This window comes from Pseudoalteromonas luteoviolacea (assembly GCF_000814765.1).
Taxonomy (GTDB): domain Bacteria; phylum Pseudomonadota; class Gammaproteobacteria; order Enterobacterales; family Alteromonadaceae; genus Pseudoalteromonas; species Pseudoalteromonas luteoviolacea_H.
Genome location: NZ_JWIC01000010.1, coordinates 22,924 through 40,588, shown reverse-complemented (window position 1 = coordinate 40,588; position 17,665 = coordinate 22,924). Strand labels below are relative to the sequence as shown.

Genomic DNA, 17,665 nt, shown 5'->3' with positions numbered 1-17,665 from the left:
ATGGCTAAATTAACTAAGCGTATGCGCGTAATCCGCGAAAAAGTTGACGTAACTAAAGAGTACGAAATCAACGAAGCTGTTGCTCTTCTTAAAGAACTAGCTACTGCTAAATTCACTGAAAGTGTTGACGTTGCTGTAAACCTTGGCATCGACGCTCGTAAATCAGACCAAAACGTACGTGGTGCAACTGTACTACCACACGGTACTGGTCGTGAAGTACGCGTTGCTGTATTCACTCAAGGTGCTAACGCAGACGCTGCTAAAGAAGCTGGTGCTGATTTAGTAGGTATGGAAGACCTTGCTGAGCAGGTTAAGAAAGGCGAAATGAACTTTGACGTTGTTGTTGCTTCTCCAGATGCAATGCGCGTTGTTGGTCAACTAGGTCAAATCCTAGGTCCACGTGGTCTTATGCCTAACCCTAAAACTGGTACTGTGACACCTAACGTTGCAGAAGCAGTTAAAAACGCTAAAGCTGGTCAGGTTCGTTACCGCAACGACAAGAACGGTATCATCCACACGACAATCGGTAAGGTTGACTTTGACGCGAACCAGCTTCAAGAAAACCTTGAAGCACTTATCGTTGCGCTTAAGAAGGCTAAGCCTTCTCAAGCGAAAGGTACTTACTTGAAGAAAGTAAGCATCTCAACGACTATGGGCGCGGGTGTTGCTGTAGACCAAGCTACTCTAAACACGCAACTAGCGTAATTTAGATTTTAGCGTTTACATGGCGTAAAAATTAGACTATAATTTTGCGCCATTTCGTTGAGAAGTCACTTCCAACGAAGCAAAGAATTCGGGTTGAAGCGCATAATTTCGAACTGTTGTTTATCAAATTTGGTCTACAATAAAATCGATAAATTGCGTTTCCGTCCAAGACCGTAGGTGTAACCTAGTTACTTAATCTTCCTACGTAGACGGTGTGAATCCCAGCTAGATTTTTCCTAATCTTCTGGTTCTCGCCGTAAAAAGCAGCTCAGAGTCATTTGACTGTGAGTAAAGTAGAACTGGGGACTTGTTCCCATATTAACCAGGAGTAACACCCATGGCTTTAAATCTTCAAGACAAAAAAGCAATTGTTGCTGAAGTCAACGAAGCTGCCAAAGGTGCTCTATCTGCAGTAGTTGCAGATTCTCGTGGTGTAACAGTAGATGCTATCACTGCGCTTCGTAAAGAAGCTCGTGAAGCAGGCGTATGGATGAAAGTTGTCCGTAACACGCTTGCAAAACGCGCTGTTGAAGGTACTGATTATGAGTGCCTTAACGAATCGCTAGTAGGCCCAAGCCTAATCGCTTTCTCTTCAGAGCACCCAGGTGCTGCTGCTCGTATCTTTGCTGATTTCGCAAAGAAAAACGAGTTGTTCGAACTGAAAGCGGCTGCATTTGAAGGCAATGTTGTTGACGTAGATATGCTTGCTAAGCTACCTACTTACGACGAAGCTGTTGCACGCTTAATGAGCGCTATGAAAGAAGCGTCAGCTGGTAAATTGGTTAAAACAATTGAAGCTGTACGTGTTCAGAAAGCTGAAGAAGCTGCTTAATCGCACCTTTTACACTTTCACCAATAAATTTTTTGAACCTCATGGGTTCGTGATTAATTAGGAAACTTAAAATGTCTGTAACTAAAGACCAAATCCTTGACGCGATTGCTGAAATGTCAGTAATGGAAGTTGTTGAACTAGTTGAAGCAATGGAAGAAAAATTCGGCGTAACTGCAGCTGCTGCTGTTGTTGCTGCTGGTCCAGCTGAAGCTGCTGAAGAAAAGACTGAGTTCGACGTAATCCTAGCTGGCGCTGGCGGTAACAAAGTTGCTGCTATCAAAGCTGTACGTGGTGCAACTGGTCTTGGCCTTAAAGAAGCAAAAGCTCTTGTTGAGTCTGCTCCTGCGCCAATCAAAGAAGCTGTTTCTAAAGAAGAAGCTGAAGCACTTAAGAAAGATCTTGAAGAAGCTGGTGCTGAAGTTGAGATCAAGTAATCTAGCATACGCTAGGTTCGCTGCCTGAGAAATCAGGCAAGGGCTGGTGATTTTTTAATCACCGGCCCTTTTGCGCTCTAGAGCGAAAGTATTACTATTGCGCAATAAAAACCTAAATTCTTCAAGTTTTTCAATAATTTAAACCTTTTGGGAAACTGTTGGGTTTAGGTAGACAATTTAGATGTTGTTATCATGGCTTAGATGCCAATGAATGCTGTTCTGCATGAACAGGTTGGGTCAAAGATCAGCAAGCTGAGGAACCCCATGGCTTACTCTTATTCTGAAAAGAAACGTATCCGTAAGGATTTTGGTAAACGTCCACAAGTTTTGGATATACCTTTCCTTTTGCAAACGCAGTTGGAATCGTTTAAAAAATTCATTACGCCGGACGCGGATGGCGATACTGGATTGGAAGCTGCATTCCGTTCTGTATTCCCTATCAAAAGCTACTCGGGCAATTCTGAACTTCAATACGTGAGTTACCGTATCGGAGAACCAGTATTCGATGTAAAAGAATGTCAAATTCGCGGCGTGACTTATTCTGCTCCACTTCGCGTTAAATTACGTCTTGTGTTAATGGACAAAGAAGCTCCAGGCACAGTCAAAGACATTAAAGAGCAAGAAGTTTACATGGGCGAGATCCCGCTCATGACAGACACAGGTACTTTCGTTATTAACGGTACCGAGCGTGTTATCGTTTCTCAGCTACACCGTTCACCTGGTGTATTCTTTGATAACGACCGCGGTAAATCACATTCATCGGGTAAAGTGCTTTATAACGCACGTGTTATCCCTTACCGTGGTTCATGGTTAGACTTTGAATTTGATGTTAAAGATAACCTTTTCGTTCGTATTGACCGTCGTCGTAAGCTACCGGCTTCAATCATTTTACGTGCACTAGAGTACACAACAGAGCAAATTCTTGATCTGTTCTTCGAAACAACAAGCTTCGAAGTAGTAAACGGTAAAGTGATGATGGAACTAGTACCATCTCGCCTACGTGGTGAAACGGCTGCATTCGATATTAAAGATGCAGACGGTGAGGTATTGGTTGAACAGAGCCGTCGTATCACAGCTCGTCATATTAAAAACATCGAGAAAAAGGGCATTACGCAACTTGAAGTACCACATGAGTACATCATTGGTCGCGTGGTTGCTAAAAACTACATCGATGAGTCAACAGGTGAGATCATTGCTGAAGCGAACGCTGAATTATCGCTAGAGCTAATGGCTGAGCTTGTGAAAGCGGGTCACACTAAGATCGATACGCTTTACATCAATGAAGTAGACAGCGGTGCGTACATGTCAGAGACTGTTCGTATTGATTCTTCTTCAAACCGCCTAGAAGCATTGGTAGAAATTTACCGCATGATGCGCCCAGGCGAGCCACCAACGAAAGATGCTGCTGAAGCACTATTCGATAACCTATTCTTCTCTGATGAGCGTTATGATCTATCAACGGTAGGTCGTATGAAGTTCAATAGCCGTGTTGGTTATGATTCAGATACAGGCCCAGGCACACTGAGCAAAGAAGACATCGTTTCTGTTATGAAAGTCCTTATCGACATTCGTAACGGTAAAGGTGAAGTGGATGATATCGACCACTTAGGTAACCGTCGTATTCGTTCTGTTGGTGAAATGGCTGAAAACCAATTCCGTGTTGGTCTAGTACGTGTTGAGCGTGCTGTACGTGAGCGTCTAAGTCTAGGTGATCTAGATAACGTGATGCCACAAGATTTGATCAACGCTAAGCCGATTTCTGCAGCTGTTAAAGAATTCTTTGGTTCTTCCCAGTTGTCACAGTTCATGGACCAAAACAACCCGCTTTCAGAAGTAACGCACAAGCGTCGTATTTCTGCATTAGGTCCGGGTGGTTTGACACGTGAACGTGCAGGCTTCGAAGTTCGAGACGTACACGTAACGCACTACGGTCGTGTTTGTCCAATCGAAACGCCTGAAGGTCCAAACATCGGTCTAATCAACTCTTTGTCAACGTATGCTCGTACAAACGACTATGGTTTCCTAGAGACTCCATACCGTAAAGTTGTTGACGGTATCGTTACTGACGAAGTTGATTACCTATCTGCAATTGAAGAAGGTCAGTTCGTAATCGCACAGGCGAATACAAACTTGACTGAAGAAAATCAGTTCGCAGAAGAGCTAATTCCATGTCGTCATAAAGGTGAATCAACCTTTATGCCTAGCGACAGCATCCAGTATATGGATGTATCTCCACAGCAGGTTATCTCTGTGGCAGCGGCACTTATCCCATTCCTTGAACACGATGATGCAAACCGTGCATTGATGGGATCGAACATGCAACGTCAAGCAGTACCAACATTACGCGCTGATAAGCCGTTAGTAGGTACAGGTATCGAGCGTACACTTGCAAAAGATTCAGGTGTAACAATCGTTGCTAAGCGTGGCGGTGTCGTTAAGTACGCTGATGCGAGCCGTATCGTTGTTAACGTGAATGAAGATGAGCGCGTTCCAGGTGAAGCGGGTATCGACATTTACAACTTAACTAAGTACACGCGCTCGAACCAAAACACATGTATCAACCAAAAACCAACTTGTATGGTTGGTGAGCCAGTAGTACGTGGTGACGTACTTGCTGATGGTCCTTCAACGGACTTAGGTGATTTGGCACTTGGTCAGAACTTACGTGTTGCGTTCATGCCTTGGAATGGTTACAACTTCGAGGATTCAATCCTACTTTCTGAGCGAGTTGTACAAGAAGATCGTCTAACTACGATCCACATCCAAGAGCTACAGTGTATCGCTCGTGATACTAAGCTTGGTCCAGAAGAGATCACAGCGGATATTCCTAACGTAGGTGAGTCTGCACTTGGCAAACTAGATGAGTCTGGTGTTGTTTACATCGGTGCTGAAGTGAAAGGCGGCGATATCCTAGTAGGTAAAGTAACACCGAAAGGCGAAACGCAGCTTACACCTGAAGAAAAGCTTCTACGTGCAATCTTCGGTGAAAAAGCGTCTGACGTTAAAGACAGTTCTTTACGTGTACCTAACTCTGTATCTGGTACTGTTATCGACGTTCAAGTATTCACACGTGATGGTGTTGAAAAAGACAAGCGTGCACTAGAAGTTGAAGAAATGCAGCTTCGTGAAGCGAAGAAAGACTTCAACGAAGAGTTCAAGATCCTTGAAGGCGGTATTCTAAACCGTGCGCGTAAGCTACTTGTTGAATCTGGTCAAAATGAAGATGCAATTGCACTTCTAGGTGCTGAAAAGCTATTGACTCAGAGCCTTGCTGATGAAGCACAACAAGCAGAGCTAGAGCAACTTGCTGCACAGTACGATGAGCTTAAAGCTGAATACGACAAGAAGTTTGAGAACAAGCGTCGCAAGATCACACAAGGTGATGACCTAGCGCCGGGCGTACTTAAGATTGTTAAAGTTTACCTAGCTGTTAAACGTCGTATCCAACCAGGTGATAAGATGGCTGGTCGTCACGGTAACAAAGGTGTTATCTCGACAATCGTACCAGTAGAAGATATGCCTTACGATGAAAGAGGTCGTACGGTAGACATCGTTCTTAACCCACTAGGTGTACCATCTCGTATGAACATCGGTCAGATCCTTGAAACGCATATGGGTCTGGCAGCACGTGGTATCGGTGAGCGCATCGAAGACATGATGAAAGAGCAAGCGGAGCTTTATGAGCTACGTGACTTCATCAAGAAAGCGTATGAGCTTGGTGACTGCCGTCAAGAAGTAGACATTGCTAGCTTCTCTGATGACGAAGTTCGTCGTCTAGCTAACAATCTTAAAGGTGGTCTACCAATCGCGACGCCAGCATTCGATGGTGCTAAAGAAAGCGAAATTAAAGAGCTACTAGAGTTGGGTGGTTACCCGTCAAGTGGTCAGGTTACGCTTTATGATGGTCGTACTGGTGATGCGTTTGAGCGTCAAGTAACTGTAGGTTACATGTACATGCTGAAACTAAACCACTTAGTAGACGACAAGATGCACGCACGTTCAACGGGTTCTTACAGCCTAGTTACTCAGCAGCCGCTGGGTGGTAAAGCACAGTTCGGTGGACAGCGTTTCGGTGAGATGGAGGTATGGGCATTAGAAGCATACGGTGCTGCCTATACACTACAGGAAATGTTGACAGTTAAGTCGGATGACGTAAACGGTCGTACTAAGATGTATAAGAACATCGTAGACGGTAACCACAAGATGGAACCGGGTATGCCAGAGTCATTCAACGTATTGTTGAAAGAAATCCGCTCGCTAGGTATCAACATCGAGTTGGAAGAAAGTTAATCCGACCGGCAGCTCTAGTGAGCTGCCAATCCGGACTGTAACTGTAAAGAATGAAGGGGTGAGCAATGCTTGCCCTCAAGATTAACTCCGACAGGAGAGCTAAGGTGAAAGACTTACTTAAGTTTCTGAAGCAACAAAATAAGACCGAAGAATTCGATGCAATTCGCATTGGTCTTTCTTCGCCAGACATGGTTCGCTCATGGTCATACGGTGAAGTAAAGAAACCTGAGACAATCAACTACCGTACTTTCAAGCCTGAGCGTGACGGCTTATTCTGTGCCCGTATCTTCGGCCCAGTAAAAGATTACGAATGTTTGTGTGGTAAATACAAGCGATTAAAACACCGTGGTGTTATCTGTGAGAAGTGTGGCGTTGAAGTTACACTAACTAAAGTGCGTCGTGACCGCATGGGTCACATTGAGCTTGCAAGCCCAGTTGCGCACATTTGGTTCCTTAAATCACTACCGTCTCGTATCGGCTTAATGCTTGATATGACACTTCGTGACATCGAGCGCGTACTTTACTTCGAATCTTTCGTAGTAACAGAGCCTGGTATGACAACGCTTGAGCGTGGCCAGCTATTAGGTGAAGAAGAGTACCTAGATGCACTTGAAGAGCACGGTGATGAGTTCGAAGCGAAGATGGGTGCAGAAGCTGTACTTGATCTACTTCGCGAACTAGACCTTGGTCAGCTAATCGCAGAAATGCGTGAAGAGTTACCTACAATTAACTCAGAGACTAAGCGTAAGAAAATTACTAAGCGTCTTAAGCTTATGGAATCATTCCACCAATCAGGTAACAACCCTGAGTGGATGATCATGAGCGTGCTACCAGTACTTCCACCAGATCTACGTCCACTAGTACCACTAGATGGCGGTCGTTTTGCGACTTCAGATCTGAACGACTTATACCGTCGTGTTATCAACCGTAACAACCGTCTGAAGCGTCTACTAGACCTAGCTGCACCAGACATCATCGTACGTAACGAAAAACGTATGTTACAAGAAGCGGTAGATGCATTACTAGATAACGGTCGTCGTGGTCGTGCGATCACGGGTTCTAACAAGCGTCCACTTAAGTCGCTTGCAGACATGATCAAAGGTAAGCAAGGTCGTTTCCGTCAAAACCTTCTTGGTAAGCGTGTTGACTACTCAGGCCGTTCTGTAATCACAGTTGGTCCAACGCTTAAACTTCACCAGTGTGGCCTTCCGAAGAAGATGGCACTAGAGCTATTTAAGCCATTTATCTACGGTAAGCTAGAGCGCCGTGGTATGGCGACTACCATCAAAGCTGCGAAGAAGATGGTAGAGCGTGAAGTACCAGAGGTTTGGGACGTACTTGATGAAGTGATCCGTGAACACCCAGTTCTATTGAACCGTGCTCCTACACTTCACAGACTTGGTATCCAAGCATTTGAACCGGTACTAATCGAAGGTAAAGCAATCCACCTACACCCATTGGTGTGTGCGGCGTATAACGCTGACTTCGATGGTGACCAAATGGCGGTACACGTACCGTTGACATTAGAAGCACAGCTTGAAGCACGTGCACTAATGATGTCTACAAACAACATCCTTTCACCTGCAAGTGGTGAGCCTATCATCGTTCCTTCACAGGACGTTGTACTAGGTCTTTACTACATGACGCGTGATCGCATCAATGCGAAAGGCGAAGGTATTGCGTTTAAAGACCCGAAAGAAGCAGAAAAAGCATACCGTACAGGTAGCGCAGAGCTTCACGCACGCGTTAAAGTTCGTCTAACAGAAACAATTGTTGACGAAGAGACTGGCGAGCGTTCGGAAAAAACTCATGTTGTTGATACAACAGTAGGTCGTGCGATTCTTTCATTGATCATGCCAAAAGGTCTACCGTTTGAGCTTATCAACAGAGCACTTGGTAAGAAGCAGATCTCTGGTCTTCTTAATGAGTGTTACCGTCGCCTAGGTCTGAAAGACACCGTTGTGTTTGCTGACCAAGTGATGTACACAGGTTTCCACTACGCGATGAAGTCAGGTGTATCTATCGGTATTAACGATATGGTTATTCCACCTACTAAGACTGAAATCATCGAGCGCGCTGAAGCTGAAGTTGCTGAAATCAACCAACAGTTCCAGTCTGGTCTTGTAACTGCTGGTGAGAAATACAACAAAGTTATCGATATCTGGTCACGTGTTAACGAAAATCTTTCACGTGAAATGATGGCGAACTTATCGAAAGACACTGTAGTGAATGCGCAGGGTGAAGAAGAGCAACAAGATTCTTTCAACTCAGTATTCATGATGGCCGACTCGGGCGCACGTGGTAGTGCAGCTCAGATACGTCAGCTAGCGGGTATGCGTGGTCTAATGGCACGTCCAGATGGTTCAATCATCGAGACGCCAATCACAGCTAACTTCCGTGAAGGTCTAAACGTACTTCAGTACTTCATCTCGACGCACGGTGCACGTAAAGGTCTTGCCGATACCGCACTTAAGACAGCGAACTCGGGTTACCTAACTCGTCGTCTAGTAGACGTTGCACAAGATTTGGTTATCAACGAATCAGATTGTGGTACGTTAGAAGGTCTAGTAATGAAGCCGCTAATCGAAGGTGGTGACGTTGTAGAACCACTTCGCGAGCGTGTTCTAGGCCGTGTTGTTGCTGAAGACGTATGTAAGCCAGGTACTGACATTGTACTTGTTGAGCGTAACGTAATGCTTGACGAAAAACTGTGTGACCTTTTAGAAGAGCACTCAGTAGATGAAGTTAAAGTACGTTCTGTAATCACTTGTGAAAATGACTTTGGTGTTTGTGCATTCTGTTACGGTCGTGACCTTGCACGTGGCCACATCATCAACCCAGGTGAGGCAGTCGGTGTAATCGCTGCTCAGTCAATCGGTGAGCCAGGTACACAGCTTACGATGCGTACGTTCCACATCGGTGGTGCGGCATCAAGAGCATCTGCTGAAAACAGCGTACAAGTTAAAAACAACGGTAGCATGAAGTTACACAATGCAAAATATGTATTGAATACTGATGGCAAGATCGTTGTAACTTCACGTTCGACTGAAATCACGGTTATCGATGAGCAAGGTCGTGAGAAAGAGCGTTATAAAGTACCTTACGGTGCGGTTCTTTCTGTACAAGATGGCGCTGAAGTTAAAGGTAATGATATTGTTGCTACGTGGGACCCGCATAGTCACCCAATCGTTATCGAGCACCAGTCAAAAGTATCGTTCAGCGATATCGATGACTCAAACACAGAAGCACAGACTGATGAGCTTACTGGTCTAACGCGTGTTGTTGTTAAAGATTTAGCTAAGGTGAATGCAAAAGAGCCTAAGTTAATCATTGAAAACGAAGAGCGTGGCCTACAAGAAATTCGTCTGCCTTCATTTACCACAATTGAAATCACAGACGGCGCAACTGTTCAGCCAGGTGACGTGTTAGCACGTATCCCGCAAGAAGGTTCGAAGACTCGTGATATCACCGGTGGTCTACCTCGAGTTGCTGACTTATTTGAAGCACGTAAGCCAAAAGATCCTGCAATCCTTGCTGAGATCACAGGTACTGTGAGCTTCGGTAAAGAGACGAAAGGTAAGAAACGTCTAGTGATCACACCTGAGCAAGGTGATGCTTACGAAGAGATGATCCCGAAATGGCGTCAGCTTAACGTGTTCGAAGGTGAACAGGTTGCTAAAGGTGAAGTGATTGCCGATGGTCCTGAATCTCCACATGACATCTTACGTCTACGTGGCGTGACTGATGTATCGAACTACATCACGAACGAAGTTCAGGAAGTATACCGTCTACAGGGTGTAAAGATTAACGATAAGCACATTGAGACGATCGTTCGTCAGATGCTGCGTAAGTGTATCATCATCGACGGTGGTGACACTGAGTTCCTAGCAGGTGAGCAAGCTGAAGTTGCACGCGTTAACATTGCTAACCGTGAACTTGAGAAGCAAGGTAAGATCCCAGCGAAGTTTGAAATTCAGCTGATGGGTATTACTAAAGCGTCACTAGCGACTGAGTCATTCATCTCAGCAGCATCGTTCCAGGAAACAACACGTGTCCTAACTGAAGCAGCTGTAAACGGTAAGAGCGACGAGCTACGTGGTCTGAAAGAAAACGTAATCGTTGGTCGTTTGATCCCAGCAGGTACTGGTTTTGCGTATCACCAAGAGCGCATCAACCGTCGTAAAGAAAGCGAACTACCAGCTGAAGAGCAAACAGTAAGTGCAGAAGAAGCGTCACAAGCGCTAACAGATGCACTTAATGCTGACCTACTAGGTGGTAACGAGTAAGTTTTCCACTTTAGTACTGAAATTTAAGCCACCCAGCAGGGTGGCTTTTTTTATGCGCGAAACTTTTCTAAAGACGTGGGTAAGCTTTTTTGACTGATATTTAAGCAATTTTATATTGTTAACGATCCATGATGCTTACGCCTCAAAAAAATAGAGCGTCCTTAAGCTTCCTTGCATTTTTTCTCTGCCACTTAATCGTCGTCAATATCTCTTGGTCTGTAAATTTAACTTGCGCTGAGTTTCATACAAGTATCGGTATTCCCATGTATGTAACGCTAGGTAGTCGGGCCCCAACTTTACTTACCTACTAGATCCCAGCTCAGTATTATTCATGTGAACTTCACTCAGTTTATTGCACCTTGCCACAAGTTGTCCTTTGAGTATTTGGACAGCTTTAGCAGGTAATTCGTTTTGATATATATCCGTTTGTATGTGCTCTACTAACGTCAATGCCGGTACTTATGATATCTGCAACATTGCACTGATGAAGGCGTGCGCCTTTTTCTTGCTTGTACAGGTCAGCATTACTTTGCGTAATCTCAATATCCCCTCAATCTTCCCAGAACGATAAGGCCTCTATCACCTTGCCTTGTTTAGTATGGTGTATCTCTTTTAGCATACTTTTTCGTGCCTCATTGACACACGGTGTATGAGCAAAAAGCGCGAAAAGGGTATATAGGCATCTGTTTTCGTGAGGAGGAAACATGCTGAGTTAGATGTGCTCTTTCTTTTAAATACCGCACGTATTTAGTCACTAAACATACGGTGTTTTAATCATTGGGATTTATCAGCGGCAGCCAAGCTGGTTTATTTAGTCAAGTTTAAACCGCATCTTTTCTTATTATGCTAGGTGTTTGGTGTTGTTAGGCAAGCATCATGTGTACGCATCAAACAGTGCTCTGGATAAATACGGCATACAGTTTACCAAGGTGACACTTAGCAAAGTAAATGGACCGCTGTCTTAAATTTTAAGTACGTTACATCACTATCACCTCAAGTATGGCGTAAACAACCGTTTCTGATACGCGATTTATGGCGCACAAGATATGTGATGATACCTTGTGCATATCTTGTTTTTAGGTGCGTTATGAAACAAGGGTTAGCCAGTATGAAATTACCCGTTTTTCTGTATCAAAGACTATAAGCTATTTGTGCTTTGGTCGAGGTCAATCTCGGTTTAATGCTGTTTCACAGGTTGCAGATAGCGCGAAAAAAGAGGTGACATGGCCCAGCGTTTTATTTATGTGCGAAGAATAGTTAAACGCAATGACAGTGCAATGGTATTTTGCTTATTTCAGCACAATAAAGGGTATTCATATGAGTCGTATTCATGTTGAAAATTAGCTGGCTTTTCGTCTAAACCCACCCATATACCCTATCAGTTCGAATTTTCCCCACAATCCGTAGAGTCTCTTGTACAGATTAGGGCCTCAAAGGCGATGAATTTTTCAATTTAAAAAATCTATTCAGTACGAATTTTAATCAAAAATCAATTTACAAAAATAGTTATAAATAAATAACGTACGGCAAAAGTGGGGTTAACTTACTGATCTAAATAATGAATAGAACTTATTTTTCGGATAGAAAAAAAGTTTGATTTTTAACCTATTGAACTTTTTTGCGGGCTGGCACTACTATGGAAATGAAATTTGTTCCACTTGTTGGGCCACTATGAGTCACCAGCAAGTAAACACAAAAGGAAACTTAGTATGAAATGTGATATTTCGCATAAAAACGCGAGTCTTGGTGTTGCATTTATTCTGTTAAATGTACTCAGTGTGGACGCTGCGAATGCTTTAAATGCGAGTTGTTCTGCCAAACTTCAGGTTAGGCATTTTCAACCGCAAATTTGCTACAGTGAATTTAATCCAAACAGCTGTACGGATGTATGTGCATCGGCGACACCTTCGTCTATGCCGCAGTGTTTCAAAGAGGTCGCTTTGCCTTGTGACGTCGTTGCACAGATGACTGCGACTGCCACAGGACACCAACAAGAGGGGAGTGACACTTGGTTTCATGTGAGTGATTTGCTTGACTATTCAACCTTGATAGGCCAAATGAACGTGTTTCAAGCATCTTTATTTGGAGAGCTATACCACGAATATATTGCTATGCCTGGTGACTTTGGCTTTACCCCAGCAAGTGATGAATTACGCAAGCAAAACTTCAGACTTGATCTGTTAGAAAAGATAGACAGAGAGTCGTCTGCGCTTAGGTATGCAGCGGTATATCGACGCTATTCATTGGGACTTGAACTAGAAAAGAGACTCGATGATTTACTTGCGCAAATGATGGTAGATATCGACAGATTTCCATACTTTTCAAGTACTGAGAAAACGACACTGAAGTCTGAATTGAATGACAATGTTGCAAGACAAGTAAGATTGTGGACCCTGTTAAAGCGCTATAGCTTAACGCGTATTTCAGATAGCCGTCTTAGCTATTTAAATCGCAGGCTAAGCACATACGCTACTTTACTTGAGCAGCTGCCGGCAGATTTGCAAAGCAAAATGCTCGATAAGTCTGCTGTGTTGAATAAGTATGTCGACACATCATTGGCGAAGTGTGAGCAGGGTGTTTGCTTTAATGAAATCGTCGCGCCGTCAACGACGCCATTTTATCCAAGCTTTGATCAGCAGCTTTCTCATTATGAGCATTCACTGACGGCACTGGCTAACGAAGCGTCTGCATTGACCTATGTATATAACGGCGATTATCAAACAACGCCACCTGATCAATTAAGACAGCCTGATTTGGCCGGTTTTGTGAGTCGTAAGCTCGCTGAATACAAAGCACAGCGGACAGACGTCAATTTGGAGCGCTTAGCCACGGCTATCAATATTGCGTATCTGTCTCAAAATTTGACGGGTAAAGAAACACTCACACAGCTAACTCAAATAGCGGATGTGACCAACAACGTCGGACTTGCAACTTTAGAGACCCTAGACAGTCAACCGATTTTGTTATGTAAAGAGTTTCAAAATCTCAACCCCGAAATGGTGCAAATCCAAACTGAAAGCTTTGAATTAGGGATTCGAGCTGAGGCTATCCTCTATGACATGCTCGAAAATGGGTATACAGATGCTTTGATCGCTGAATTTGAGAGCATTTTAGCGAGACTGTCTGTACTAGCCATGAGAAGCCAAGTCATCGCTAATGTAAGGCAATTTGACGAAGACCGTATGGTTTCTGTGAATTGGCACCTATTTGAACCATCCGAAATGACCGGTAAGAAGTCACTCATTGAAATTGAGTATTTCGATTATAACGGGATGTTTTGGACACCAAGAATGCCTGTCGGACTGTTGGATCTGTTTCCAACATTAGATGGACTGGCAACATCAACCAACTCGTTGTTGCCTAATGCGATTGGAGTGAATTCTCCATCCAATAACTTGCAGTTAAAAATCAGACAATCCGCATTCCACGGATGTTCTGAGAATAATAATCAAATCAATATGGTAGTGAAAATTACCGATGAGCTGGGAGTTATCAGCCGTCAGGTATTAACAGCAACCCTTGACCAGATTTAAGTTCAATTAAAGGAAAAAACAATGAAAGCTTTATTACTAGCGACCTTGTCACTGGCAGGGACGGCGGCAGCGCACGCCTTTCCAGTAGAGGTTTTTAATGCTGACCAACAATGTCAGTCTCGTGCAACTTCAACGGGAGAACGCTTTTTACCACCATGTCATTTTAGTGGGAAGAACATCTTTGCACAGAAGAGCAACAGTTATGCCAATGGCAGTATCATTGAAAACGGCCTGTACAAGACGTTACTAAACTACACATTTGAATGTGAATCTATGCGTCCTCTGTCAGTGCGTTACACCTTGTCAAATGGTGATGGTTCATCTGTTTCGAACCGTATTGCAGGGTCTCGCACATATGAGCCGAACTCAATTGAGCTGACTCACGGTAATCAAGACTCTGTAGTGAGTTTTAGCGGCTTAGATGGCGCAACAGGATTCCAAGCGATGAAACCAGGCTGTAAGTTAGAAGTTCAGCAAATGGTGAAATACCCAGAACCGCGTTACTTCAGCGCAGTTGCCTCGCACCTCGTGTCATTCAATTTACATTTAGAAAGAATGGCCAGTTTAGCAGTACCTTCAACAGGTCACATAAACTTGCTAGCAGCAATTGATAATACCGTTGCCACGTTAGAGTTTATGCAGTTTGACATTGAAGACGAAATCCTAGCGGAAGATCTACGAGTGATACTTGAAGATCTCACCTCTACGAAAACTTATTTGGAAGCGAATTGTGGTAGCGGCTCATATAGTAGCTTGTGTACACAGCAGCTGGCTAATTTACGCAGCGCAGTGACATCAGAATTAAGCTCAAATGAAATCGACATTGCTCAGTTGTACAACTATCTGAACTCTCAAGCTAATTGGCTTGCTGATAAGTATGTCGGTCGTGACCGTTCGATTATCCAAGGCGCAGTAAACAAACTTAGCACAAGGCTTTAAGTGCTAATTACTTTTAACAAAATTCAATAAACTAATAAAGGAAATAACAATCATGTACGGTAAATTACTCGCAACATCTGTTGCAGTTGCAGCAGCGTTAGCACATTCTTCTGCTTTCGCACTGCCAGATGCTACTTCAGGGAACCCACTCAGCTCTATCGGCGTGTACTCGCCAGCTGGTATTGGTGATGTGGTTAGAGATCATAAAGATGATCGCACTTTGTATGTTGGTCCAGCCAATAGCAAAGAGATTATCGGTACTTATTATGAAATAGGTGGTGGTCCAAGCTGTTCCTCTTACGTCAATATGAAGACTCAGTTACATAACTTGCCTGTCTCACCGGTAAAAGTAAAACAAGCGCTTGATAATGATGAGTTTTACAGTAACTACTTCCAATTGACAGTAGCTATCCCAGCGAAAAACTTAAAAATCGCTAAAGACATCGGTACTAAATATAACGAAATCGTTGATTTAGCGACTGAAAATAAAAGTATTATTGACCAGTATAGAGTCCTTCATACAACTTGGTTAGGTCTTGTTAACGAAAAAGGCACTATCGACAAAGAAATAGACTCTTTGCGTCTAGACCAATCTGAGGCAACGAACAAGTGTATCGTCTTACATGGAACTAATCCAACGGAAATGATTGCATGTATGACGCGTGAAATTAACTATTACTCGCCATTGATCAGTGCTGCAAAGGCACAATCAGACATGTTTGCTGCTGAGTTAGATAAAATTCGTCTCGAATACTATGAAGCCAAAGGTTTGTACGATGCGTTTACTGACAAACTTGATCGCCTAAAAACACAACTTGAGTTCAATACTAACCTATATGGATTCCAGTCACTTATCGCGAATAACGCATATGACTTCGAGAAAAAGACAGTTGATGAAGCGGGTAGTTTAATCGCTGGTACAGCGTCTGCTGGATATAATGTGTTTGATAACGAAGCTGCTATCCTGACGAATGCATTAACGCGTGCAGGTAAGCACGGCTACGACGTTAAGCAACTTGATATCTTTGATATTCGTTTAAACTCAGGTGTAACGAAAGAAAATATCAACATCGTAACAGCTAACCAAGCTCCACTTTATCGTAAAAATGTATGGTCTTACCCTGCAAATACTGTGATTAACTTCGGTAATATTGGTGACAGAGCAACGCCATTCGAGCGTGAAACGGTAGGCGACCAAATCCATTTTGATACTACGACTTGGGACTCACTTCGTGCGGGCGATATTAGTTTCAATGTAACTAAAGATGCGCGTTGTGGTGCATATGCTGAAAATAGCGCACGTTCATACACTTACACAGATAACAATGGCATTAAAGACAGTTGGACTATCGTAACTGATGAATACAGAGCGAATGACAACGATGCGGTCTTTGCAGCCAATATTGCGCTTTCTTACAACTACTATGCATATCCTGGCAAAATCGAAGGTGAGTGTTCTATTGACGTCGACCGTATGCATTCTTACTGGAGAAACACTGGTAAATCTAAAGGTTGGAGCTGGTTCAGATCTAAGACTCGTAGCTGGGATCATATCCGCGAAACGGCTCGTGATAACTTAGGCATGGAATGTTCACTAAGTGCAGTACCTGAGTCGAATAACCCTGAAGAAGCAAGAGCAATGGTTCAAGAGCTTGAGTCGCAACTTTACACTGATATGTGGCAAATGTTCTTGGCAACGTATGCTGAATCTTATGACCTAGTTGTAAGTGACCCAGAAGTGACTGATGCAGGTGATAGTACTGTAGGTGCTCAGCTTGGTGATGGTCTGAACAAAGTATGTCCTGCAAGCAAAGTATGTCAATTTGCAAACGTTGTACTGAGAGTACTAGACACCATCGGTGGCTCTAAAGCTCAGGGTACTACTTCACATGTTTCAAATACATACGGCAAAATCTGGAGACGTTACGAGAAAGAAACTTTCAACGTTTACCAAGGTAGTGCGCTAATTAAAGCAAAAGTATGTGTTAACGAAAATCAGTGTAATTAAGTCAACATTTTAGAGGGGGCTTCCCCCTCTTTTTTCCACCCAATTGATTTAGGATTTTTTTATGAAGGCAAAAGTTGTTATTGCATTGTTGTGTACAGCTGCCGCTGGTTATATCGGTATGAGTTTATATGCACCTGAAGAAACGCAACAAGTCCAAAACCAGCCTGTAGAGCACGAGAAAGAAACGTTGCCAGTGGCTGAAAAAGAAATTATTGAAGAAAGTAGTGAGCCCATGAATACAAATATAAAAACGGCTGAAGAAATCATAGCAGAAGCAAAAGCTTACAAAGGCACTTCTACATTAATTGAGAAGACTCGAAATGTAGACAAAAGCCAAGAAGATCAATACTACGACTTCATTATTACTAATTTTCCGCAGCTTAAGGAGCAAGTGAATGATTACCGCGAGGCCGCACGTATTCAAAACGAGCGTGTTTCATCATTACAAGCCCTTGTAGAGGAAAGAAACAAACAAGCATTGGTTTCAGGTACAGCCAACACAGGGGTTGACCAAGAGATTATGTACGAACGAGAGCTGTTAATTGCACAGGCAAAAGAGTTGGGCCGTCAAGGTATGGCACTGAATGAAGCGGTTAGGTTAGCAGCTCAGAATTAATAATACGGAAAAGGATTAATGT

Annotated in this window: 9 protein-coding genes; all 9 read left to right on the top strand. The window is 43.4% G+C overall.

What is annotated here, in order from left to right; translation table 11 throughout:
• The 9 genes from rplA to JF50_RS21725 all read left to right on the top strand — a co-directional run bounded on the left by rplA (position 1) and on the right by JF50_RS21725 (position 17,643).
• The gene (gene rplA, locus JF50_RS21765) at positions 1-705 is read left to right on the top strand and encodes a 50S ribosomal protein L1 (protein ID WP_023400587.1); all 705 of its coding nucleotides are present in this window, start codon (positions 1-3) and stop codon (positions 703-705) included.
• 337 nt (positions 706-1,042) lie between these two features.
• Positions 1,043-1,537, top strand: coding sequence for a 50S ribosomal protein L10 (rplJ, locus tag JF50_RS21760; RefSeq protein ID WP_023400586.1), 495 nt, complete (start codon positions 1,043-1,045; stop codon positions 1,535-1,537).
• Between the two features lie 71 nt (positions 1,538-1,608).
• Positions 1,609-1,971: a 50S ribosomal protein L7/L12 gene (gene rplL, locus JF50_RS21755; protein ID WP_023400585.1), complete on the top strand. Its 363-nt coding sequence runs from the start codon at positions 1,609-1,611 to the stop codon at positions 1,969-1,971.
• A 264-nt stretch (positions 1,972-2,235) separates the two neighbouring features.
• Positions 2,236-6,261, top strand: a complete 4,026-nt coding sequence (gene rpoB, locus JF50_RS21750) for a DNA-directed RNA polymerase subunit beta (protein WP_039611460.1) — start codon at positions 2,236-2,238, stop codon at positions 6,259-6,261.
• A 104-nt stretch (positions 6,262-6,365) separates the two neighbouring features.
• On the top strand, positions 6,366-10,547 hold the full coding sequence (gene rpoC, locus JF50_RS21745) for a DNA-directed RNA polymerase subunit beta' (RefSeq protein ID WP_039612113.1): 4,182 nt from the start codon (positions 6,366-6,368) through the stop codon (positions 10,545-10,547).
• A gap of 1,709 nt (positions 10,548-12,256) precedes the next feature.
• The gene (locus JF50_RS21740) at positions 12,257-14,080 is read left to right on the top strand and encodes a hypothetical protein (protein WP_039611459.1); all 1,824 of its coding nucleotides are present in this window, start codon (positions 12,257-12,259) and stop codon (positions 14,078-14,080) included.
• Positions 14,081-14,101: 21 nt separating this feature from the next.
• On the top strand, positions 14,102-15,019 hold the full coding sequence (locus JF50_RS21735; protein ID WP_039611458.1) for a hypothetical protein: 918 nt from the start codon (positions 14,102-14,104) through the stop codon (positions 15,017-15,019).
• 52 nt (positions 15,020-15,071) lie between these two features.
• Complete coding sequence (locus JF50_RS21730) at positions 15,072-17,027, top strand: hypothetical protein (protein WP_039611457.1); 1,956 nt, start codon at positions 15,072-15,074, stop codon at positions 17,025-17,027.
• Positions 17,028-17,088: 61 nt separating this feature from the next.
• Complete coding sequence (locus JF50_RS21725; protein ID WP_039611456.1) at positions 17,089-17,643, top strand: hypothetical protein; 555 nt, start codon at positions 17,089-17,091, stop codon at positions 17,641-17,643.
• The last annotated feature ends 22 nt before the right edge of the window (positions 17,644-17,665 follow it).